This is a genomic window from Enterobacter sp. Tr-810 (assembly GCF_011752765.1).
Taxonomy (GTDB): Bacteria; Pseudomonadota; Gammaproteobacteria; order Enterobacterales; family Enterobacteriaceae; genus Enterobacter; species Enterobacter soli.
Genome location: NZ_VWWW01000001.1, coordinates 497,586 through 519,325 on the forward strand (window position 1 = coordinate 497,586; position 21,740 = coordinate 519,325).

General features: G+C 50.9%; 29 protein-coding genes. 6 read left to right on the top strand and 23 right to left on the bottom strand.

What is annotated here, in order from left to right; genetic code table 11:
* Positions 1 to 60: 60 nt before the first annotated feature.
* The 11 genes from F3J30_RS02385 to F3J30_RS02430 all read right to left on the bottom strand — a co-directional run bounded on the left by F3J30_RS02385 (position 61) and on the right by F3J30_RS02430 (position 5,738).
* The gene (locus F3J30_RS02385; RefSeq protein ID WP_166715581.1) at positions 61 to 519 is read right to left on the bottom strand and encodes a phage virion morphogenesis protein; all 459 of its coding nucleotides are present in this window, start codon (positions 517 to 519) and stop codon (positions 61 to 63) included.
* Positions 512 to 979 carry a phage tail protein gene (locus F3J30_RS02390; RefSeq protein WP_166715583.1) on the bottom strand — a complete coding sequence of 156 codons (468 nt, stop codon included), beginning with the start codon at positions 977 to 979 and terminating at the stop codon, positions 512 to 514. The genes F3J30_RS02385 and F3J30_RS02390 overlap by 8 nt, the downstream gene beginning before the upstream one ends.
* A complete protein-coding gene (gene lysC / locus F3J30_RS22590; protein ID WP_247650485.1) occupies positions 942 to 1,187 on the bottom strand; it encodes an Rz1-like lysis system protein LysC in 246 nt (81 codons plus the stop codon). Before lysC ends, F3J30_RS02390 begins: the two co-directional genes overlap by 38 nt.
* Positions 1,075 to 1,500, bottom strand: a complete 426-nt coding sequence (gene lysB / locus F3J30_RS02395; RefSeq protein ID WP_166715585.1) for an Rz-like lysis system protein LysB — start codon at positions 1,498 to 1,500, stop codon at positions 1,075 to 1,077. The genes lysC and lysB overlap by 113 nt, the downstream gene beginning before the upstream one ends.
* Entirely contained in the window at positions 1,497 to 2,006 is a 510-nt protein-coding gene (locus F3J30_RS02400; RefSeq protein WP_166715588.1) for a lysozyme, read from the bottom strand. Before F3J30_RS02400 ends, lysB begins: the two co-directional genes overlap by 4 nt.
* On the bottom strand, positions 1,990 to 2,211 hold the full coding sequence (locus F3J30_RS02405) for an HP1 family phage holin (protein WP_166715589.1): 222 nt from the start codon (positions 2,209 to 2,211) through the stop codon (positions 1,990 to 1,992). The genes F3J30_RS02400 and F3J30_RS02405 overlap by 17 nt, the downstream gene beginning before the upstream one ends.
* On the bottom strand, positions 2,202 to 2,405 hold the full coding sequence (locus F3J30_RS02410; protein WP_166715592.1) for a tail protein X: 204 nt from the start codon (positions 2,403 to 2,405) through the stop codon (positions 2,202 to 2,204). The genes F3J30_RS02405 and F3J30_RS02410 overlap by 10 nt, the downstream gene beginning before the upstream one ends.
* Positions 2,405 to 2,911, bottom strand: coding sequence for a head completion/stabilization protein (locus tag F3J30_RS02415; RefSeq protein ID WP_156240060.1), 507 nt, complete (start codon positions 2,909 to 2,911; stop codon positions 2,405 to 2,407). The genes F3J30_RS02410 and F3J30_RS02415 overlap by 1 nt, the downstream gene beginning before the upstream one ends.
* Positions 2,912 to 3,010: 99 nt before the next feature.
* A complete protein-coding gene (locus tag F3J30_RS02420; protein WP_166715594.1) occupies positions 3,011 to 3,766 on the bottom strand; it encodes a terminase endonuclease subunit in 756 nt (251 codons plus the stop codon).
* Positions 3,767 to 3,769: 3 nt separating this feature from the next.
* Entirely contained in the window at positions 3,770 to 4,837 is a 1,068-nt protein-coding gene (locus F3J30_RS02425; protein ID WP_166715596.1) for a phage major capsid protein, P2 family, read from the bottom strand.
* Positions 4,838 to 4,895: 58 nt separating this feature from the next.
* Positions 4,896 to 5,738, bottom strand: coding sequence for a GPO family capsid scaffolding protein (locus tag F3J30_RS02430; RefSeq protein WP_166715598.1), 843 nt, complete (start codon positions 5,736 to 5,738; stop codon positions 4,896 to 4,898).
* A gap of 165 nt (positions 5,739 to 5,903) precedes the next feature.
* Between F3J30_RS02430 and F3J30_RS02435 the strand changes: the two genes are divergently transcribed.
* Together F3J30_RS02435 and F3J30_RS02440 are read left to right on the top strand one after the other, a co-directional pair.
* Entirely contained in the window at positions 5,904 to 7,673 is a 1,770-nt protein-coding gene (locus tag F3J30_RS02435; RefSeq protein WP_166715600.1) for a terminase ATPase subunit family protein, read from the top strand.
* A gap of 1 nt (position 7,674) precedes the next feature.
* Complete coding sequence (locus F3J30_RS02440; protein WP_166715603.1) at positions 7,675 to 8,691, top strand: phage portal protein; 1,017 nt, start codon at positions 7,675 to 7,677, stop codon at positions 8,689 to 8,691.
* Between the two features lie 331 nt (positions 8,692 to 9,022).
* On the opposite strand, the gene F3J30_RS02445 is transcribed toward F3J30_RS02440, so the two are convergent.
* The 8 genes from F3J30_RS02445 to F3J30_RS02480 all read right to left on the bottom strand — a co-directional run bounded on the left by F3J30_RS02445 (position 9,023) and on the right by F3J30_RS02480 (position 15,670).
* On the bottom strand, positions 9,023 to 9,907 hold the full coding sequence (locus F3J30_RS02445) for a DNA adenine methylase (protein WP_166715605.1): 885 nt from the start codon (positions 9,905 to 9,907) through the stop codon (positions 9,023 to 9,025).
* A gap of 69 nt (positions 9,908 to 9,976) precedes the next feature.
* Complete coding sequence (locus F3J30_RS02450; RefSeq protein WP_166715608.1) at positions 9,977 to 11,464, bottom strand: hypothetical protein; 1,488 nt, start codon at positions 11,462 to 11,464, stop codon at positions 9,977 to 9,979.
* Between the two features lie 401 nt (positions 11,465 to 11,865).
* On the bottom strand, positions 11,866 to 14,154 hold the full coding sequence (locus tag F3J30_RS02455; protein ID WP_166715610.1) for a replication endonuclease: 2,289 nt from the start codon (positions 14,152 to 14,154) through the stop codon (positions 11,866 to 11,868).
* Entirely contained in the window at positions 14,144 to 14,419 is a 276-nt protein-coding gene (locus F3J30_RS02460; protein ID WP_166715613.1) for a DUF5405 family protein, read from the bottom strand. The genes F3J30_RS02455 and F3J30_RS02460 overlap by 11 nt, the downstream gene beginning before the upstream one ends.
* 23 nt (positions 14,420 to 14,442) lie before the next feature.
* Positions 14,443 to 14,661 carry a DUF2732 family protein gene (locus tag F3J30_RS02465; protein ID WP_159109623.1) on the bottom strand — a complete coding sequence of 73 codons (219 nt, stop codon included), beginning with the start codon at positions 14,659 to 14,661 and terminating at the stop codon, positions 14,443 to 14,445.
* A gap of 66 nt (positions 14,662 to 14,727) precedes the next feature.
* Entirely contained in the window at positions 14,728 to 15,228 is a 501-nt protein-coding gene (locus F3J30_RS02470; protein ID WP_166715615.1) for a replication protein B, read from the bottom strand.
* Entirely contained in the window at positions 15,225 to 15,398 is a 174-nt protein-coding gene (locus tag F3J30_RS02475; protein ID WP_166715618.1) for a hypothetical protein, read from the bottom strand. Before F3J30_RS02475 ends, F3J30_RS02470 begins: the two co-directional genes overlap by 4 nt.
* Positions 15,395 to 15,670 carry a regulatory phage cox family protein gene (locus tag F3J30_RS02480; protein WP_059354248.1) on the bottom strand — a complete coding sequence of 92 codons (276 nt, stop codon included), beginning with the start codon at positions 15,668 to 15,670 and terminating at the stop codon, positions 15,395 to 15,397. Before F3J30_RS02480 ends, F3J30_RS02475 begins: the two co-directional genes overlap by 4 nt.
* Before the next feature lie 124 nt (positions 15,671 to 15,794).
* Here F3J30_RS02480 and F3J30_RS02485 point away from each other — a divergent pair, with 124 nt between their 5' ends.
* Entirely contained in the window at positions 15,795 to 16,094 is a 300-nt protein-coding gene (locus F3J30_RS02485; RefSeq protein WP_166715620.1) for a helix-turn-helix transcriptional regulator, read from the top strand.
* Between the two features lie 96 nt (positions 16,095 to 16,190).
* Positions 16,191 to 17,201, top strand: a complete 1,011-nt coding sequence (locus F3J30_RS02490) for a tyrosine-type recombinase/integrase (protein ID WP_166715623.1) — start codon at positions 16,191 to 16,193, stop codon at positions 17,199 to 17,201.
* Between the two features lie 105 nt (positions 17,202 to 17,306).
* Here the strand turns inward: F3J30_RS02490 and leuE are convergent, their stop codons facing one another.
* From leuE to F3J30_RS02505, 3 genes are all read right to left on the bottom strand, one after another.
* A complete protein-coding gene (leuE, locus tag F3J30_RS02495; protein WP_166715627.1) occupies positions 17,307 to 17,942 on the bottom strand; it encodes a leucine efflux protein LeuE in 636 nt (211 codons plus the stop codon).
* 70 nt (positions 17,943 to 18,012) lie between these two features.
* Positions 18,013 to 18,423, bottom strand: a complete 411-nt coding sequence (locus tag F3J30_RS02500) for an Exc2 family lipoprotein (protein WP_166715629.1) — start codon at positions 18,421 to 18,423, stop codon at positions 18,013 to 18,015.
* A gap of 256 nt (positions 18,424 to 18,679) precedes the next feature.
* Positions 18,680 to 18,853, bottom strand: coding sequence for a YciY family protein (locus F3J30_RS02505; protein WP_014070532.1), 174 nt, complete (start codon positions 18,851 to 18,853; stop codon positions 18,680 to 18,682).
* A 157-nt stretch (positions 18,854 to 19,010) separates the two neighbouring features.
* Between F3J30_RS02505 and cls the strand changes: the two genes are divergently transcribed.
* Together cls and F3J30_RS02515 are read left to right on the top strand one after the other, a co-directional pair.
* Entirely contained in the window at positions 19,011 to 20,471 is a 1,461-nt protein-coding gene (cls, locus tag F3J30_RS02510) for a cardiolipin synthase (RefSeq protein WP_014070533.1), read from the top strand.
* A 33-nt stretch (positions 20,472 to 20,504) separates the two neighbouring features.
* Entirely contained in the window at positions 20,505 to 20,834 is a 330-nt protein-coding gene (locus F3J30_RS02515; protein WP_003856748.1) for an HI1450 family dsDNA-mimic protein, read from the top strand.
* Between the two features lie 31 nt (positions 20,835 to 20,865).
* Here F3J30_RS02515 and F3J30_RS02520 read toward each other — a convergent pair whose 3' ends face one another.
* Positions 20,866 to 21,735, bottom strand: a complete 870-nt coding sequence (locus tag F3J30_RS02520) for an ion transporter (RefSeq protein WP_166715632.1) — start codon at positions 21,733 to 21,735, stop codon at positions 20,866 to 20,868.
* Between the last annotated feature and the right edge of the window lie 5 nt (positions 21,736 to 21,740).

Genomic DNA, 21,740 nt, shown 5'->3' on the forward strand with positions numbered 1-21,740 from the left:
AAGCTTGCCTGCATTAACGTGCAGGCAAACTTAATGCATTTATACTTTAGAAATCTAAAATCATAGTGGTGCTTTCTTAAAATATGTAAGAATTAAAGATTCTACAATATATTTATCCTGTTCATTGAATCCAAGCAACTGACGCTCCGGATACCGCACATGCTGAAAGCCCGCGTTGGGCTTGTCTTTTAGGCCATACTGATGGACACGCGCGATACGTTGTACGTTGCTAGAAAATTCCACCACCGCGCTATTTTCGCGGCCGCTGGCTTTCATGTACCGGCTTGTGCGCAGAGTCTGAAACATCGCCCGTTTTATACGCCCTTTCTTTGCCCTGAGTGGCTGGCGTTTTCGCGCCTTATACGGTGAACCGTCCGGGGCTTTTTGCTGTTTGATACGTTGCTGTTGCGACTTGCGCAACTCCTTTGCAATCTCACCGGCAAGCCGTCGGCGCCCTGCAGGTGACAGGGCAGCAAGCAGCCCGGCGAGCTGGTCGTCAAAGGGCTTAAAGTCATTCATCCCACTTGCTCACCAGTTCACCGTTGATATAGAGCTCTTTTGGTCGGGTGACAGGCTCAGGCAATGGCGGCTCAGGGGCATAGCTCACATGCAGCGCGCCGTTTTCCTCTTTGATGAGGGTGCGTTCGGTGAGCTGCAGGCTGATACTGATGTCGACACTGTCCCCGTCGTTTAAATCCATCTGGAAACGGTAGCCCTTCTTTCGTCCTTCATCGAGCGTGCAGATATCCGGCTGGTTTTCCCTGAGCCATGCGGCCACCGGCACGAATATCAGATCCGGGTCGCCCACAAAATCACACACGATCACATTCAGGGTGTAAATCTTTTCGTGTGAAAGCGAGGCCGCGAGACGCGCATCGATATTCCCCTCATCGCCAAAGATGCGCATCATTTCGGGATTGGTTTTTAACTGCGGGACGGCGTCAGTTAACGCTTTGCGCAGGCTGTGTGCTTTCTTCATCGAGTTTATCCTGACAGTCTTTGACGGTTTCAACCTGCAGCGCGCAGGCGGTAAGCGCGTGCTCAAGCCTGCGTATATCGGCGCTCAGGTCGCCATTAGTCGCCGGGTTGCTTCCCGGCATCGGGCAATAGCTCACTTTCGGACACGCGCTGTAAACAATGACCGGCGGAGGCGCAACCGGCGCGGGTGTGCAGCCTGCGCACAACATCAGGCAACTCAGCGCTATACCAGCGGCGTAACGTTTCATTCTCATTTATCAGCCTCGTAATAGTTTCTTCACGTCGCACGGCCATCGCACCGGCGGCAATCAGTTCACCGCGTAAACTGACCTGCGCGGTTTCATTTCGCCTGGCAATTCCCTGCGACACTGAAAGCTGATTTTTCAGCATTCCGATCGCGGTTTTTTGTTCGGTGGCGACCTTGTTCGCCCGTTCAAAAGAGCGCGTCAGGTTGCCGTTCTCGTGGCGTTGCCACAGCACAACCGCAATCAGTGCGGCCACTAAAAACAACGTCACTTTCATGGAATGCCCCTGATGCAGTAAGCACGCTCACGCGCGCGTCGGTTTTCCAGCCCTTTGTTAACAGAGCCGTTCACATAAACCCATCGGGTGAGCTGGTCGCACGCCTGCCACCATTGCTGGCGTTTTATATACGAGACCAGCGTCGACCGGCAGGCCGCGCCGGTTCCCACGTTGAATGAGAAACTGACCAGTGTGTCGTAAATGCGCTGAGGCATTTCCACCGGCACGCAGACCGCCAGACGCCTCTCGACGTTCAGCACATCCGCGACGAGGTTCGCCGCCGCCTGACGCTCGGTGATTTCCCCTTTCGGTACTACCCCGGCAGTGTGGCCGATGCCTGACGTCCACACTCCCGCGCTGCACTGGTAAGGTGTCAGGCGACATCCTTCGAGGTCGGCAATCAGCGCCAACCCCTCGGGCGAGGTGTTAAGCAGACGAAAGTCAGGCATCAGCACCGCCAGCGCCAGCACTGTGGCCACACTGCATCGTTTAATGATTGAGCCCACGAATTGCCCCCTTATCGAGTCCAAGTGATGTCAGGTAGCGATAGGTTTTTCGTTTAAACCAGTAATTCGTCAGCGCGGTAAAAATGGCGCATCCGACCCCCACATAAAGCGCCACCTTTTCGGGTGACATTGCCCCGAAATAGGCCAGCGCAACGGCCAGCCAATAGGCAATAAAGGTGGTGATTTTCTCCATACTCAGTCCCATAAATTCACCGTTTTAGTTCTGGCCGCGCTGTCGGCCTCGGGCAGTTCGACCGCCGTGCCCTGCGGCAGAATCACGCCTAGCTCAGACAGTCCGGGATTCGCTTCCAGCACGGTTTCGAGCACACCCTCAGTGCGCCCGTAGTACCGCGCGCAAATCGCGTCGAGGGTGTCGCCCTGCAGCGCATAGGCTTTCATCAGATTTGCCCCACAATGCAGCGCGCCTTGTCCTGGATGCGCGCGACTGACCAGCGCATGTCCCGCCACATCTCATCGATAGTGCTGTCGATACTGTCGGCCTTTTTATCGCCTTTGGCGGTCGCATCCACGCCGCGAAAACGCTCATACAGCGTGGCGGTCGTCATTGAGCACACGGCGTTGAAATAGTGAAAAACGCGCACGCTCTCGCCGTCGAGCTCGTCGGTCGGGACATCAGCCAGCGTGGCGTAACCGGCATCGAGTTGACGCTCGCGCCACTCGCCCAGCTCCGCGTTAGTCTCCGCGATGGCGGTTTTAATCGCCCGGCGCAGGCGCACAGGGGAAACGGTCTGCTCAAGGCGCATTTCTTCGCGCACACGCTTCGGATCAACATCAGGGTAAAACGGGGTGTTTTTGATTACCGGCTCGCTCACACCCGGCGGCGGTATCACCACGCCCGGCACATCCTGCGGCTCTTTGTTCTGCTCAATAATCAGCGTCGTCATGACAACCTCGGGTAATAGGTGGGCGGTGGACGCCGGTCGCAGTCAGGGCAATTGATACCCGCATTGACCGGCGTGCCGCCCGGCTCGGGGAGCGCTCGGTTAACCTGCGGCTTTTGCCGCCTTTGGTGGGCGCCCGCGCCGTCCCGCCGGTTTGGCGGCAGCTTTGCGCGTGCGTGGTTGAGTCGTTTTGGTTTTGGGTGCAGGTTCGGGTTTTGGCCTGAGCTGGCGCTCTAACTGCTCAATGTCCTTTTTCACCCCAATGCTGCGCTCTAACTGGATCGCACGCTGCAGGTGCGCAAGTGCCTCGTGCAGTTGCTCAGCGTCTCGCAGCACATACCCGGTGATTTTGTGCAGCTTCGCACGCACGATATCGGGCATATCTGCACGCTCAGTCAATACGAGGGTGTCGAGCAGGTTCGCCAGTTCAACCGACTGCTTTGCATCGCGCAGGCGCTGCGCGGCGAGTGCCACCTCTTCGGTCAGCAGATAAGGCGTCGGGCGTCGCCCGGTCGGCATGGTCATGCCATAGGTCATCGCGTAACGGGCAATCTCCAGCGCCCCGGCGATGTCGTTGGCATCGAGACGCCACAGCATGACCGTCATCACGATGTCATCCTGCGCACCTTTGCCGTTTTCGAGGACGCCAGCCACCCACGGCAGATAGAACGGCAGCAGCTCGCGCTTTTTGTCGGCCTTATTCTCGTTTGAGCGGATTTGTTTTAGTGTGCGACAGTCTGCGGCCAGCTTAACCAGCATCTGCTCATAAGCAGTTGCATTGCGCAGCGGCGAAGCAACCCGCTGCGCAGTTTCAGAGGCCGAGACCCGCATCATGTGACGCGCTGCGGGACTCGTCATGGCTTACTCTCCACCTTCCTGTGCTGCAGATGGAGTGAAGTCACCGAGCGTGATGTTTTCAATCAGGCAACCGGCGGCGTAAGCCTCGACCACATAGTCAATGTTCATTGACTCGTAGTTTTCAATGCGGTCTTTCTTCGGGTTTTCGATGATGCTGCGACGGTGCGCGTCATCCATGAAGTAGATAGACAGGTTGTCGAGACGCGTCACCATCAGCGCATTGGCCGGGAAGTACGGCACACGCACAGCTGGAAGGTTGCCGATGCGCTTCTGGCTGATGATGATGTCAGCGGCCAGCGATTCGCTGTTTTCCTGAGACTTGTTAACCAGCGGGAAATATTTATCCGCCATCAGCTTACGGCCGGTAATGACGACTAGCTCCGGGTCATCCTGGTAAATCTCGTCAATCAGCTCGCTTGTTGAATCCATGACCAGAGCATCAAGATTTTCATAGTCACCGTTTTTACCCACGCGGATCACATCGGAAATAACCGCACCTTCCTCGTCGGTGATTTTTGACATCACGCGCGCTGGCGCTTCATTGCGGTACTTCTGCAGCCAGCCCACAGCCACGTCCTGCAGCATCGGATTCTTTTTGCGGTCTGACGTATCCGCGCGCTCGATACCGTTGAATCCGGCCATAATGAAATCGAGCGACTGACGCTTGATAATCGCGTCACGGATACGGGTCTGGAAGTCCTGGAAACGCGCCCACAGGTCAAGCTGTTTGTAGCGGATATGGAAGTCAAAGTTAACCTGTGCACACTCGTACTTGTTGGACTCAAGTGCACTGAAATCAGCTGTTTTACGCTCATCATCACCGGCGGTGTCGGCAGTGCTGGCAATCGTACCGTTAACACCTACCCCGACTTTTTCGCCTTTCAGCTCGTCGACCGGAACTATATTAACTTTGGTCAGAAACGCGGATGACATCTGCAGGGTGTTCATCAGGGTTTGCGTGACCGACGGCTCGACGGTGAATTTCTTCGCCACATCGTCGGTGGAAACGCCGTTCAGCTCCGCAACACGGGACAGGTAGGCATTGAATTTGAAACGGGTATCTTTACGCATTGTTTTTCCTGTTTTCTAAAAAAGGGAGTTCAGGCAGGGCAGCACGCCCGGCGTGTTGTCAGCAGTTGGTCAGCAGCTCATCGCCCGTACCACCTTTGGAAAGCTCGCGGCGAGGCTGGCGCTGGCTTTCGGTGTTATCGAGGGAGCTTTTGAGGGAGGTAAACGCCTGTGCGTTTTCTACGTTCGCCTGCTTAAGCTGCGCAAGTGCTGTCTCCAGCCCGGTGACGCGCTGGTCGGTGGCAGTAAGGTTGGTTTGCACCAGCTCGGTGACGGTGGTCACCGCTTCATGCACATCAGCAAAACGCGCGTCATCGCTGGCCTGCTTACGGCTGAAAATGGCTTTGACCTTGTCGGTCAGGCTATTAAGCATGGTGTCGGGAACATCCTCAAATTCCAGCTCAGCCAGTGAGGCCACAGAAAAGAGGTCGTCAGGGTGGGCTTTTTTACCAGCGAGCGGGTTCTGCGTGGCACGGCTGCAGAATTCCAGGTATTCAGTGCCGAGACTTGCCGGATCATCGGTGACAGCCAGACCCACGAGGTAACATTTGCCGCTGTTGGCAAAGTTCGGGCGGATCTCCATTGAGGTGTATACCTTCTGACCAGCTTTCACCATGCTGACCAGCTCATCGAGCGGTGCGATTTTGCCAAACAGCGCTTTTTTGCCGTTCAGTGCAGAGTCATCGCTGATGATTTCGGCTTTCACTTCGGTCACGTCGCCATAACGTTTGAGCACGCTGTCGGGCAGGATGCCGCGCAGGTGTTCGAGGTTAATGCGACAGCCATAAACGCGCGGGTCGAACGTGTCGGCCATATCCTGAATATCATCGCCACTGATGACACGGCCATCGCAGGTGTCACCCTCTACGCCGATGCGAAACCATTTTGAAATTTTCTTTGCCATTGTTCAGGTGTCCTGATGTTGGGTTTTCGGGTCGGGGTTAGTTTCCCGACTCAGCCCCGCATCAGCCACCGGTTACAGAAGTGCAACCCCTGACACAACAGGGGTTTAGCGATAATGCCCGCCTATTTCCTTAGCCTTGCCTCGTGACACCAAAACGAGGCAAACATGACCATTTCGACTGACCTTTCACTGTTAAATGACCCGCGACGACAGGCGCGTCTGTTGTTCTGGCAGGGATTTTCTGTACCGCAAATCTCAGAGACTCTGAAGATAAAGCGCCCGACTGTGCAAAGCTGGAAGCAGCGTGATGGATGGGAGGAAACCGCGCCGATTAACCGCGTTGAATCGACGTTAGAGGCGCGACTCATCCAGCTTTACGCAAAGCCTGACCTGACCGCACATGATTTTAAAGTCGCTGATTTTCTGTCGCGCCAGATGGAGCGCCTCGCGCGCGTGAACCGTTACGGCCAGACCGGAAACGAGGCAGATTTAAACCCAAATATAGCCAGCCGTAACAAAGGGGATCGCAAAAAGCCGAAACGTAATTATTTTAGCGACGAGGCAATCGAGAAGCTGGAAGAGATTTTCTTCGACCAGTCCTTTGAGTATCAGCTCAACTGGCATAAGGCAGGCATCGCGCATCGCATTCGCCACATACTGAAATCGCGCCAGATTGGCGCAACGTTCTACTTTGCGCGCGAGGCACTACTGCGCGCCCTCAAGACCGGGCAAAACCAGATATTTCTGTCGGCCAGTAAAACGCAGGCTTACGTGTTCCGAAAATACATCATCGCCTTTGCACGCCTGGTCGACGTCGACCTGTCAGGCGACCCTATTGTCATCGGCAATAACGGCGCTGAGCTGATTTTTCTCGGGACGAATTCCAACACCGCGCAGAGCCACAACGGCGACCTGTACGTTGATGAAATTTTCTGGATACCCAATTTCCAGAAGCTGCGCAAAGTGGCCTCGGGCATGGCCTCGCAGTCACATCTGCGCACCACCTATTTTTCGACCCCGTCCACGCTGGCGCATGGCGCTTACCCGTTCTGGTCAGGTGAGCTGTTTAATCGTGGCCGCAGTAACCGCGACGAACGTGTCGACATCGATATCAGTCACAAGGCGCTTGCCGGTGGCGTGCTTTGCCCGGACGGCCAGTGGAGGCAGATTGTCACCATTGAGGACGCGCTCGCCGGTGGCTGCACTCTCTTTAACCTAGACCAGCTTAAACAGGAAAACAGCGCGGATGACTTCAGTAACCTGTTTATGTGCGAGTTTGTCGACGATAAGGCGTCGGTATTCCCGTTCGAGGAGTTGCAGCGCTGCATGGTCGATGCGATGGAGGAATGGGAAGACTTTGAACCGTTTGCAGACCGTCCATTTAACTGGCGGCCGGTCTGGATTGGCTACGACCCGTCACACACCGGCGACAGCGCAGGCTGTGCAGTACTGGCTCCGCCACTGGTTGCCGGTGGCAAGTTCCGCATCCTTGAGCGTCATCAGTGGAAAGGCATGGACTTTGCCGCGCAGGCCGAGGCCATCCGGGCACTGACCGAGAAATACACCGTCGATTATATCGGCATCGATGCGACCGGCATCGGCCAGGGTGTTTACCAGCTTGTGCGCTCATTCTTCCCGGCCGCGCGCGCCATCCGCTACACGCCGGAAATGAAAACCGCAATGGTGCTCAAGGCGAAAGACACGATTCGCCGTGGGTGTCTGGAGTATGACGCCGGTGCAACCGACATCACTCAGTCATTTATGGCTATCCGCAAAACCATGACCAGCAGTGGCCGCAGTGCCACCTATGAAGCCAGCCGCAGTGAAGAGGCCAGCCATGCGGACATCGCGTGGGCGACCATGCACGCCCTGTTAAACGAACCGCTTTCCGCCGGTAGCGGTATGCAATCAACCTCAATTCTGGATATTAACTAAGATGAAAAAACGCCATAAGAAAACCACCACCATGACCGCCAGCGCGCCGCAAAAAATGGAGGCGTTCACCTTTGGCGAGCCGTCCCCTGTCCTGGATCGCCGCGACATTCTCGACTATGTCGAGTGCATCAATAACGGCAAATGGTACGAACCGCCGGTCAACTTCTCCGGGCTGGCGAAAAGCCTGCGCGCCGCAGTGCACCACAGCTCTCCGATTTACGTAAAGCGCAACATCCTGACGAGTACCTACATCCCGCACCCGTTGCTGTCACGTCAGGATTTCAGCCGCCTTGTGCTCGATTATCTGGTTTTTGCTAACGGGTATCTGGAAAAGCGCATTAGCGTGACCGGTCAGCTTTTTAAACTGGAAACCTCCCCGGCAAAATACACCCGCCGGGGTGTCGAGGATGATGTGTACTGGTACGTGTCGAGCTATACCCACCCGCACCAGTTCGCACCCGGCTCGGTGTGCCATCTGCTTGAGCCGGATATCAATCAGGAGCTCTACGGGATGCCGGAATACCTGAGCGCGCTCAATTCCGCCTGGCTGAATGAATCCGCTACGCTGTTTCGTCGCAAGTATTACCAGAACGGCGCTCACGCGGGTTACATCATGTACGTGACCGACGCGGCGCAAAGCAGCACCGATGTCGAGTCGCTGCGTTCCGCGATGCGTGACTCGAAAGGACTCGGGAATTTTAAAAACCTGTTTTTCTATGCCCCGAACGGGAAACCGGATGGCATCAAGATTGTTCCGCTGAGTGAAGTCGCCACAAAGGATGATTTTTTCAACATCAAGAAAGTAAGCGCCGCCGACCTGCTCGATGCGCACCGCGTACCCTTTCAACTGATGGGCGGTAAGCCTGAGAATATCGGCTCAATGGGGGATATTGAGAAGGTGGCGCGGGTGTTTGTGCGTAACGAGTTGACGCCGCTACAGGAACGTTTCAAAGAAATAAACGATTGGTTAGGAATGAAGGTGATCCGCTTTAAGGATTACAGCATCGACACCGAGTAAACCTTGCCAATAATGCCGCCTTCGGGCGGCACTTTCACAAAGCGCACAGACGCCGCAGACGCCACGAAATCCCTCGCGCACCTCATCGCCCGACCCGAAAGCACAGCGCACCACCACGACGCGCACAGACGCGCAAAATAAATGCTGTCACCACGTCTGGCGCGCAGTGCTATCCCCGCCTCGCCTGCGCGCTTAAGGGGGCGCTTTTAATGCAATTGCATCAGGAGTCCCGAGCCGCGCCCATGCTGACGCCGGTTGTCATACACTTGAATCAAAAACGAATGCAAATTCATGCACCTTACTAATGCACAGGAAATTAACATTAAGAAATTCATGCAGAGATTGGCATTGATACACCTTTAAGAGTATCAGGAATAACAATTTCCGAAGAGAAAATCATTACTTCCTCCCCAGATTTCTTTTGTTGCGCGGTATATTGCAACGAATATTCAACTTGAGTGAATTCGGTGTAGATGTCTTTAATTTCTTTTGCATTATCGTAAGACACAAGCCATTTAGGAAAATCTATCGCCCTAAGTTTCTCCATCACCAGCACATGATCATCGTGCTCATAGAAATTCCTATACAGCCCTTGACCTTTTATATAGTAAGGAGGATCCAAGTATAGAAGAGTTTTATTTTTATCAGCCTTACCCACACCATCCATGAAACTTAACGCATCAAGAAAATCTAATGCATCAAGATTTGTAACAACTATTCTTTGATTGTAATTAGCTATTCCTTCAATTCTTGATATCAAATCACCCCTGTTATAACGCACGTCCATCTTCCACTTGCCATTTTGCTCTTTACCACCAATAACACCAGCCTTTAGAATTCCAGAACGATTAGTTCTATTTAAAAAAAAGGCAGCAAAACCAATTTCAAGCTTAGTAAATTCTGAAGGGTTTGAAATCACATAGCGATGATGGCGCCACTCATCCATATTTATTTTTGCGTCATTAATAAGCCTGCAAAGATTATCTGTATCATCAACCACAGATGACCAAAAAGAATAGACAGCCAAGTCTGCATCATTAATGTAGATTTTACGGACATACTCTTCCAATAGCAATTCTAAAGCTACTCCTGCACCGCCAGCATAGGGTTCAGCGTAAGCCCCATCATTTAACGAATTTTGTTCAATGACATCTTTCAAAAAGTAAGATAGCTTACCTTTCCCGCCGGGGTATCTCAATGGAGTATAAAATTTCATATGTCCCTCTCAATCTTGATCCCATAGTATATCAACTCATGGACATCCCTGTCCAGAATCAACTTAACGTCAGTCACTCCAGATAAGGCTGAGTAGCAACTCAAAATTATCCCACTCGGTATTTACAGCCTCTTTTGAGAGGATTAAGTGCGGATTATGAACATATTGTTGCAAAGAACCATTATGTTTAGTTATTTGACTTGAGTAAGTTATTACAGCAGTACATTGACTCCCTGTCATTTTTTTATTATCACGAAGATATTGCGCACACATTATGACCTTGTCATGAAGACCAGGGTTTCTATTTGAATCCTTAGCCTCTAATTTATTATCTTCAATGAAAGCACTAACAGAAAGATCAATGAATATACGTAACAAAATTGATATTGCATTTGGAGTCGAGTCAAAGGTCAAATGAGTTTTAAGCTCGTTGTATATACGAGAACATTTTTTGTGGCCTCTAAAATTTAGTTTTACATATGATGGGATCAAATTATTGCGATCCATCTTAGGTGGATTCTTGGCTTTGGTTTTAGGTTTCGGTTCAGGTTCAGAATCTGACTCATCCTTGTCTTTAGAATAGTCCTCATCTTTACCCTCCTCCCCACCAAAGGAGCTGCCACCTGAAAAACCACCACCTTTTTTCTTAGATGGCTCATCTTCTTCTAAATCTATATTATCATCTTCTTCAGAAGTCGCCGGATTTGGGTCGAGCAAACTCCATGGTTTTTTTAGTAGTTTCTCAGATGCTTTAATTTTTTGTTCAATAATGAATGTAACTCTATCATCCTGACTACGGATTCTATTAACAGTAAAGCATGCCTTACCTTTTTCATCCTCTTCAACCATAACACTCAGAATATTTTTAAGTTGATCTTTAAATCGGTCGTAAGGTTGAAATGAATATAAAATTCCATTAATGCTTTTTAAGTTAAAATAATCTCGTACTTTCAAATCTCCGAAAAGACGAGTTATGTTTGTAATTTTCAATAATTTCTTTTTGTCAATTATTTCTTTATAGTAATCAGAGTTTAAATCTAAGAAAGTAAGCACTTGGTTACCAAAAGATTGCTTACCCATGCGAGCCATATGCCTAGCTTTTTCTGGCGCAGTCCACTCAACCCTGCCAACTCCACCATTCTGACCTGTATGTTTGAGATTGACCCAATGTTCGTAATCATCATCGTCAAAGAGCACACAGTTATCAATAACTCTAATATCTTTAGCTTGTGTTATTTTTAGTTTTTCAAAAGCTTTTCTCGCTTTTTCACTCGAAGCTAATTTCGGGGATAATAAAAGTTTCAAAGCGGTAACACGTCGATTACCTTCAGCAACAATGAAAAATCCATCCTCTTCTTCACTAGGATAAACTAAGATGTTCTCTGATGGGTCTAGTCCCTTAGCAGCAATATCCTTGGCCAAGCGATAAATCCGGTCATACTGTAGATCAAGCATTTTTGCTATAGCATCACGCTGATTTTCTGCTGATGTAGGAAAACGAGGGTTATCAACATCTAACAATAGCTTATTGATATTCATTGATTTTATTTGATTCATCAACACATCCTCTGTTGAATCTTTATGGTCATAATAAACATTTTTTTATCATAAGTGCATAGCCAAATTCAATTATAAAAACAATAACATAAGTGAAGCTGGCCAAGTTCCGCAGCAGCATTTTTAGGGCGCAGTAAAAAACACCTAAGACCGGCTAATAATACTCCATAAACTTACCTCGATAAACTACCTGAAAACCAACATCTTACCGGCCATAACCACTTCTTAAAAACTGTACATTCTCACAGTCTTTTTACCTTTAATGAATGCTGGCGACTACCATGACCGCTGTCCAAAGCTACAACACTTAAACCTGATGCATAACCTGTATGCTTAGATCTTCATCTGTCCTTGCTACGCAAGAGTAAAGTACATATCGAATCATGTAATCTTTATTAAGCTCACTCCGTTTGATTTAAAATTCCCGGCCACTCATAAGCAGCAGGATATCTAAATTTTTTATCGCCATAAATCACCGTTGCCCCACGCGCCAGCGCGTCAATTTCCCACCGTTCCGGGGTAATCCCTTCCTGAGCCAAATCGAAACGAATTTTTGCAACGCGATCCCTTTCGGGTTTTGTCATCCTGACTGATGGCGCTTGCTCGCTCGTTTTGAGCGGCGCATTGCTTCTTTGCTGGCGATTCTTACGCGGCACGCCAGCTTTTAACGCGTCGTTAAGCACTTTCACGACGTCTGGCTCATTCCAGCCGATAACCCCGCGCTCAATCAGATTTAACACCGCTGCGGCTTGCTCAGACGGTGTGGGTGTCATAACTGGATCGCCACCGCCGGTGAGCTTTCCACAGTTATTGACAGGACTCCGAGGCGCGGCAGAGCCGCTTTTTAAGGTCAAAGGCTCAACAGCCAAAACCTTTGGAACGATTCGCCATTCGGCTGTACGGGTTACATGGACACGGTGAGCCCCAAGGTGAGGGGCATAAATACCTACCACCCTCTCGATATCTTCCTCGTACTCGTTAACCTCATCCGTCACCTTACGGGCGACCCTGACGGCCTGAGCATCACGCGGCATGTTTGCCCCGCCCTGCGCGATGATATACAGGTCAAACTCCCCCTCATCTGCAGCCGCTCGCGCAGCCTCGACACGGTCGTCAAACTCGCTGGCAATACTCACCCCGCGCGGCAGTTTGCGGAGCTCGCGGTAAGCGCCCATCGTCGGGAGGCCAATCGGTTTAAATTGGGGGATGCGCCATGTAGACGCCCATGCGGTGACGGCTGCGGCCGTATCTTTGAGGGGCTTGCCAGTGTCGTGGTCGAGTTGGCCGTCGAGCGCGTAGCCGTCGATATTTTTGGCAATGTATTTAGCGATATAACCCGCCGCGCCTCCCTGATTAAGGTGACGTGACTCAAAACGCTGTTTTGCCGCACCCTTTTCGTGTCCGTCCTCTTTGAGGGCGTAACGACGCATAATTTCGTTAATGGCATTACGCTGATCGGGTTTGCAAAACAGCATCATGTGCCAGTGTGGCGTGCCGTCGTGGTGCGGTTCGACAACGCGCATCCCGTAAACCTCTAAATCTCTATCTTTGAAAGCGGTGCGTATCAGGCTCCAGATTCGGCAGAGATAACGCTGGCCGTCTTTGGGGGTGAATGCGGTTTCGTTCCAGCCGTGATTGAGCTGTACCGTTTTGTTTTCGCCCTTGCCGACCTGACGCGTCGGGTGATACTTCGACGGCGTGGTCAGCGTGATGAACATCCCCACATCACCCGCGCTGGCCGCGTAGCGCTCAACACCGGCGATAGTATTCATCAGCTCCATACGGCGTATTTCAGGATTTGAGATACTCCCCATGACCTTACTGATGAGGTCGATACGTTCGCCGGTAACTTTGTTTTCCAGCTCGCAGGATTTCAGATATTCGAGATTAGCCAAGCGGCGCGCGTGAACATCACGGATCGCCATTTTGCTTGCGTAGGGTGAACGGTCTTTATTGACCTCACCGGCAGCAATGAGCAGCGCCTCGCGCCAGCGCATACGCTGAGCCTTGAGCTGGTTAACCCACCACTCATCTTTAATCAAACGGGAAATAGCGGAAAATGCCTGGCGGATCGTCATCTGACCCTTAAGGTATTTCTTCCAGTGCAACGGAGTGAAATTGAAAGCGCGCGCAACACCAGCCACCTGACCGTATAAATGTGCCTGCGCCTCATCGGTGAAAAGAGTCTCTTTACCGCCGTGCGCATCCGCCCAGGCGTCGCTCAGTTCCTCGTATTTACTCCAGAGTTGCGCGGCGATTCTGGCCGAGAATTTCCTGAGCTCTTTGTCATTCATATCAGGTAAGCGCGCGTACTGGTCGCGCTCAGATAAAAAGCCAATTGAGGTGGATTCATTCATCCCGCACAACTCGTTAACACGCTCAAGGCGCGGTAGCAGCTTGCGCTCAAACGTGTTTTTGAGGAAATACAGCCCACCCAACGGGCTCTTTGTGCGGCGTATGAAGTTATAACGCGAGGTAAACAGCGTTTGCAGGAAAAATGGCAGGCGGTCAATTCGGTTTAAAACACCTTGCACCTGCCGGAGTTCGGCACGTGTAAGGGGTCTGTCGCGGCCAATGGCCTCTTTGTTGACGTTATTCCAGGGATAAGCACCGACAAAAGTATCATCGGTGTGCTTTGGGAAAGGCGTTGGTGGCGAGGGGGCAATACGCCCCCGAGGTTCACCGGCCATTAGGAGTGAAGGCGTCCAGACATTGCTTTGACACGCGCTCAATCTGAGTTTCAAGCGCAGAGAAACAAGTCGCGTCTCCCGTTAAAAGGTCATGCAAGGCAAGACCCGAAACGAGCTTAGAAATGGTTGGGTAGTAACCGACAACATCCAGCCATTCTTTACCTTCATTCTTACCAGATGTGGCGGTTTTCTTTTCCTGCAAAATGAATTGATAGCGGTCGCTGGTAATGACGTACTGGTTATTTATCTCGATGCGTATGCTCATTTTTTTCTTCCTTTCAAAAGTGGTTAGCCAGCTCTACCGAAAATTGCGTTGTGTAACTTTTCCGACTCCTGACCTAATAACTCGATAATCTCGGTGCGATTAAGTTCTGACTTACTGATGTGCGCGATAAGCCCGTCAAACTGAGAAGAGAAACGGGTCGCCGTGTCGCGCTGTGCCTCGCTTACTGCCTGCGCCAGAAGTGCCGAATACATCCCCCGCTGCGCTGTATTTTGCTTTTGCATTTGCCTATCTCCGGACAAAAGGAGTCCCCACGCTGTAAGGCGCGTAATAAAACGAATCCAGATTAATTAATGTAAATACTGCTCAGGTTTTACCGAGGTTAAAATGGTTGGCGCGTACTCAAAAAGGCTGAACAACTCTCGCAAAGCGCGGAAAAGTTTGTCACGCCAATAACAGTCCTCCTCGTTCAAACGCCAGTGCGGCATCATAAATTCCTGCTCAGTCAGTCCCGCATGAAGAAACAGTGAGCGCCTTTGGCTGACGGTCAGGCGGTTGATAAACGTTGATTTGGTGAAACCAATCTGACGGAATCGGGTGAATGCAAACCGCAACTCATCAAGCGCGCAAACAATACGCTCGCGATCGGCTTCTTCCATTTCCTCAAGGCGCATTACCGAATGGCGCTGTTTTAATTGCGCATGAAAACAGACGGTCAGCCGCTCCCGTTCCATCATCTGATTGTAAAAATCGCAAGTGTCTTGCCAACGAGGTTGAGCCAGATACTTGCAAACCAAACCGCGAAGCGCTGCCGGTTGTTTCTGGATCACATCAAGAGTCATAACGGTCATAACCACAGCCCTCTCTTTTTTACCAGCCGGCGAAGCTTCTCGATAACACCCTGCTTACGGGTTCGGATGATGATGCCCTTCTTGCCGCGACCGTGAGTGATAGTGAAGTTAATCGGATTAGGGCTTTCTCTACGAAGCAGTTGCGCAATACAGCGAGGTTCACCCTTCATACTGGCTCCCCTAATCCGAGCCACATCAGCCAACCGTCCCGAATTTCCTTCGGGCGGCTGTCATAAGCCATCTTCATACCCTTGTTCCACGCTGGCAGATAAACCCAGTATTCTCCTGCACGACCACTTGTTGACTGTGGATCGGTCATCTCGACCACAGGCAGCTTGCCCTTCTCAATCATCCCTTTGACTGCAGCAGGAGTTTTGCCAATAAGACGCGCAAATTCCTGGTATGGAACCGCATCTGTTCTGCTTACAAGCTGATTAGTCATCTGCTACGATTCTCCTTTAGTGTGATTAATTGCTCTAAATAGGGTTTAGTTGCTCTAAAAGGTGATTCATCTATCGATAAATTAAATCTACGATAGGTGATAATGTTCAACTATAGGTGATTTTATGTCAATACAGATCCATGAAAAAATCAAGCTGATAAGAGAGTCAGAAAGGTTAAATAGGAGACAATTCAGTGAGTTAACTGGAATCGTTTACGGTTCTTTTTGTAGTTATGAAGCCGGTGATAAGAAGCCGGGAGTCGAACAAATCATGAAAATCCTCCAGCACCCACGCTTCACGAAATACACCTTGTGGTTTATGACTGATCAAATAACACCCGAAGCTGGGCAGATTGCACCGGCTCTCGCGCACTTTGGGCAGCAGACAACAACGTCGCCCCACTCAGACCAGAAAACTGGCTAACCATTTACGGCGCTTATTTGTGCAGTAAATGCACAGTGAGTTTTTGCTATTTAAATCAGGAAATTGAAGTACGCAGTAACATCATCGGGAGGCTTTATGTCTGTTAAAAAGCTCGATGATGGTCGATATGAAGTGGACATTAGACCGACCGGGCGTAACGGAAAACGCATCCGTCGGAAGTTCGACAAGAAAAGCGAGGCGATGGCTTTTGAAAAACATACTCAATATAACCATCACTCAAAGGAATGGCTTTCAAAACCCACGGACAAACGCCAACTGTCAGAACTGAAAGAGTTATGGTGGAAGCTGAAAGGTAAACACGAGGAACACGGTCAATCGTATCTCAAGAAAATTGAGCGTTTCGAAACGATGACCGGTAACCCATGCGCTTTCCAGATCACCAAGAGCCTGATAACGCAATATTGTGCTCAACGCCGGGGTGAAGGTATTAAGCCAACTACCATCAACCGCGACCTGATTACATTAGGTGGGATGTTTACTACCCTGATTGAGTCAGAAATGTATAACGGCGAGCATCCGTTTAGAGGGTTCAAAAAACTTAAGGAGCAGACTGCCGAAACGGGCTATCTCACTCTTGAGGAAATTGACGCCTTACTGGCAGCTCTATCAGGAGACAATCGTAAAATTGCCGTCTTGTGCCTGAGTACCGGGGCAAGATGGGGAGAGGCTGCAAGGCTGAAAGCAGAGAACGTGATTCATAACCGGGTGTCTTTCATTAAGACGAAAACCAACATACCGCGAACGGTTCCGATCTCTGACGATGTTGCGGCTTACATAGTCGGTAAAACAAGAGGCTTTCTGTTTGCTGAGGCCAGTTATGCTGAATTCAGGCGAATCCTCAAAGCGGTTAAACCAGATTTACCGGCCGGGCAAGCGACACATGCGCTGCGACACTCTTTCGCCACGCACTTTATGATTAACGGGGGCAACATCATCACACTGCAGAGGATCTTAGGTCATACGAAAATTGCGCAGACAATGGTCTATGCGCACTTCGCTCCTCAGTATCTGCAGGACGCGATTTCGCTCAACCCGTTGAAGGGTGCTAATGGCGGTCAGAGTGTCCACAATGTGTCCACACCCTAGCCGCTTTTTATGGCTTTTGACTGCTAGTAGTAAAACTTGAAGCCTTGTCTGGCGCGGCTTTCCAGTTACGCCAGACATTAAAAAGGCTCCCTCAGGAGCCTCATCTCAGTGCAGCGACGCAAGTCGCGCAGCAAATCCTACAAACAGCAGCCCTATCAGGCCATTTCCCAGCTTCGCCAGTTTCTTCTTGGTTTTCAGGTAGCGAGTGACAAACGCACCAGAGAAAATCAGGAAACTCATGTAGGTAAAGCTAATCAGCTCAAGCGTGGTGGCGAGGATCAGGAAAGAGGTTCCGGTGTTTTCTGCACGCACATCAATGAACTGCACAAAGAACGACACATAAAACAGAATCGCCTTCGGGTTCGTCAGGCTTAACACCAGAGAGCGCTTCATGATCATACTTGCTGGTTCAGTACCGGCATCATGGCCATTGTTCTTGCGGGTGATAACCGACCACAACATTTTGCCGCCGAGCCACAGCAAATAGAATGCGCCTAAATAACGCACAATATTAAATAACACAGGTGTGGTCTGAATTAACGCAGCGACCCCTGCCCATGCCAGAAACATCAGTACGGCATCACCAATAAAGACACCGGTCGCGGCCAGATATCCTTTTTTGACGCCATGGCCAATACCCGTTTTCAGCACAAACAGTGTGTTTGGCCCTGGAACCAGGACGATAAAAAATGCGCCTACCACATAGGTCCAGAAATTAAGCACACCAAACTCCGCAAACACAGCTCCCTCCTTTTGCTATAAAACAAAGGGAATAGCACTGCAACGGCGCTATTCCCAACAGTGAATTAACCTATTGTACGCCGTTAAAGCCATCAAGATAAGTCGCAGCTAATTCGTTACCAAACAACACGGCATCTTTCAGGTCCATATCTGAAGACCATTGGTCATTCGCATTGCCCGAGAAAGATTGTTTTGTCACGGCACTTTTCTTTAGCTGATCGCGAATACTTTGCGCATACGCATTGGCCTCGGCCTCTGTGTGTCCGGCCGCGCGGTCGGCTTTGCCGCTGGCGTACATCTCGCGAAACTGCGGTACGTTCAGACGATAATTCTCGGGCACGCTGGAGGCAAAATTCCCGCCAGTGAAACTCGATTTATGTGAGACGAAATAATACGCATGTCGTTCCGGTGCTGTTTTGGTACTGGCACACCCGCTCAACACCGCAATGCTCAATAGAGCAGCAACCACTTTTCCGTTCATCCCTTGATCCCTTAGTAAAACCACTGTGACACCCAGGCAAATATAAAATCTGCCAGCGAGGAAAATGACGACAGCCCTAAATTTTCTCTGAGCGCATCCAGCGCAAAAAGCACAATAAATACCCAGAGGTATGGATTCATCTTTTATTTCATAAAGTTAAACAGGGGTAGTATATCGCGGAATCACGTCGGGGGAGACTGCGAAAATTAATAGCCTTATATAAACATCGGGCACCTTAACGGTGCCCTCGTGGTTTTCAGAGTTCCTGGAATGCAAACAGTAACGCGTTACGGTGTTTGCTTAACCCACATTTTCTGATGGCGTGTATACGCATATTGCGGCGGGATTGTGCTTCCAGCCAACGAGCCTTACGACGACTCACCTGTCGCAACATGCGCCAGCGCCCTACTTCTGTTCTACTGCGCTTCATGTCTACAACTCTTTCTCTAACACTTTTTCTCTAAAAGAAAGGCCATTATAAACCCAACCCTGCGGCAAACCAGCGCTTTTATCTGCCGTTTTTATTTGCCAGATGAAACCTGATGCGTACACTCATAACAATACGCTTTCAAAAGGATTTTTTATTTATGACAACCTTCTACACCGTGGTGAGTTGGCTGGTCATTCTGGGATACTGGCTGGTCATCGCGGGGGTGACGTTACGCATCCTGATGAAGCGCAGAGCCGTACCCTCTGCCATGGCCTGGCTTTTGATTATCTATATCCTGCCTCTGGTCGGGATTATTGCTTATCTGTCTTTCGGTGAACTGCATCTGGGCAAACGTCGGGCAGAACGCGCCCGCGCCATGTGGCCTTCTACGGCGAAATGGCTGAACGACCTCAAAGCCTGCAAACATATCTTTGCTGAAGACAACAGTAGCGTCGCCTCTTCACTGTTTAAGCTGTGCGAGCGCCGTCAGGGGATTGCTGGTGTAAAAGGCAACCAGCTTCAGCTGTTGACCACTTCAGATGATGTGATGCAAGCGCTGATCCGCGATATCCAGCTGGCTCGCCATAATATCGAGATGGTGTTCTATATCTGGCAGCCCGGCGGTATGGCAGACCAGGTTGCAGAATCACTGATGGCGGCTGCCCGTCGCGGCATTCACTGCCGGCTGATGCTGGACTCCGCTGGCAGCGTGGCGTTTTTCCGCAGTCCGTGGGCCGCGATGATGCGTAACGCGGGCATCGAAGTGGTCGAGGCGCTGAAGGTTAATCTCCTGCGTGTGTTCTTGCGCCGTATGGATCTGCGCCAGCACCGTAAAATGATCTTGATTGATAACTATATTGCTTACACCGGCAGTATGAACATGGTTGATCCTCGCTTCTTCAAGCAGGATTCCGGCGTTGGACAGTGGGTTGACCTGATGGCGCGTATGGAAGGCCCGATCGCCACCTCCATGGGGGTTGTCTACTCCTGCGACTGGGAAATAGAAACCGGGAAACGAATTCTTCCGCCGCCGCCAGACGTCAACATCATGCCGTTTGAAGAGGCCAGCGGGCACACCATCCATACCATCGCCTCTGGCCCGGGTTTCCCGGAAGATCTTATTCACCAGGCTCTGCTCACTGCGGCCTATTCCGCCCGTGAGTACCTGATAATGACCACACCTTACTTCGTTCCGAGCGATGACCTGCTGCACGCCATATGTACCGCCGCGCAGCGAGGCGTGGATGTTAGCATTATTATGCCGCGTAAAAACGACTCGGTTCTGGTGGGCTGGGCCAGCCGCGCCTTCTTTACTGAACTGCTGGCTGCAGGGGTAAAAATCTATCAGTTTGAAGGCGGTCTTCTGCACACGAAAAGCGTGCTGGTCGACGGTGAATTAAGCCTGGTCGGCACCGTTAATCTGGATATGCGCAGCCTGTGGCTCAACTTTGAAATTACGCTGGTGATTGACGATGCCGGGTTTGGCGGCGATCTGGCGGCCGTTCAGGATGACTATATTTCCCGTTCCCGCCTGCTGGATGCCCGACTGTGGGTGAAACGCCCGCTATGGCAGAGAATTGCTGAACGACTGTTTTACTTCTTTAGTCCGTTGCTGTAAAACGTGCCCAACGATGTTAAACAGGTAGTCATCATGGAAATGGATCTGAACAATCGCCTGACCGAAGACGAAACGCTCGAGCAGGCCTATGACATTTTTCTCGAACTGGCGGTTGATAACCTCGATCCCGCAGACGTGATCCTCTTTAATCTGCAATTTGAAGAGCGCGGCGGTGCCGAGTTATTCGACCCGGCAGAAGACTGGGCCGAGCACGTGGATTTCGACCTCAACCCGGACTTCTTTGCCGAAGTGGTAATTGGGCTTGCTGATGAAGATGGCGGTGAAATTAACGACATCTTCGCCCGCGTGCTGCTGTGTCGCGAGAAAGACCACAAGCTGTGCCATATTCTCTGGCGCGAATAATAAAAAAGGCTGCGATGGCAGCCTTTTTTATTTAGTCCGGCAGTTCGTTACCACACCGGTTGCAATACCGGGCGCTGTTCTCATGGCCGCGTTGCTGGCAATTCGGGCACCGGCGTTCAAATTGCCGCTTCTGAAATGCAGAACTCATATGAGTGGTAATCAGCCCTGTCGGGATCGCAATCACCGAATAACCAATCAAAATCAGCACCGACGCAACAATTCGCCCAAGTGGCGTATGAGGTGTAATATCGCCGTACCCCACCGTCGTGACGGTAACAATGGCCCAATATACAGACGCGTTTAGCGTGGTGAATCCATATTTCGGCCCCTCAATTAAATACATCAGCGCGCCAAAAACGATCATCACGATGGCGATAAACGAATAGAAAAGGGCCAGCTGATGACGTGCGCTTATTATCGCCTGCCAGAATACCCGTAGCGATGGCATAAAACGCAAGAGTTTGAGGATGCGCAAAACCCGAATCGCTCGCATGGCGCGCCAGGCAAAAACATAGTCGAGGCTGATTTCAGGCCACAGCCACATCACATACAGCGGCAGGATCGTCGCAAGATCAATAAATCCCCAGAAGCTGAAGACATATTTTACCGGATTCGGCCAGCAGAAAACCCGCAGCAAATACTCGCAGGTAAAGACCAGAGTCACAATGAGTTCCAGCCAGACAAACACGTGCCATTCGTCAAATGTCAGGTGGTACTGCGTCCCGGCGCCTGATTCGACAAAAATAATAATTACGCTCAGCAGCGCAAATAAACCGCAAAGCCCTTCGAATCGACGGCCTGAGCGCGTTTTAAGATCGAACAAATAATGATAAAGCCGCTGACGGGCAGAAATAGATAATCGCGACACATTAACCTCGCAAAAAATAAGGGCTGACATCATGTCAG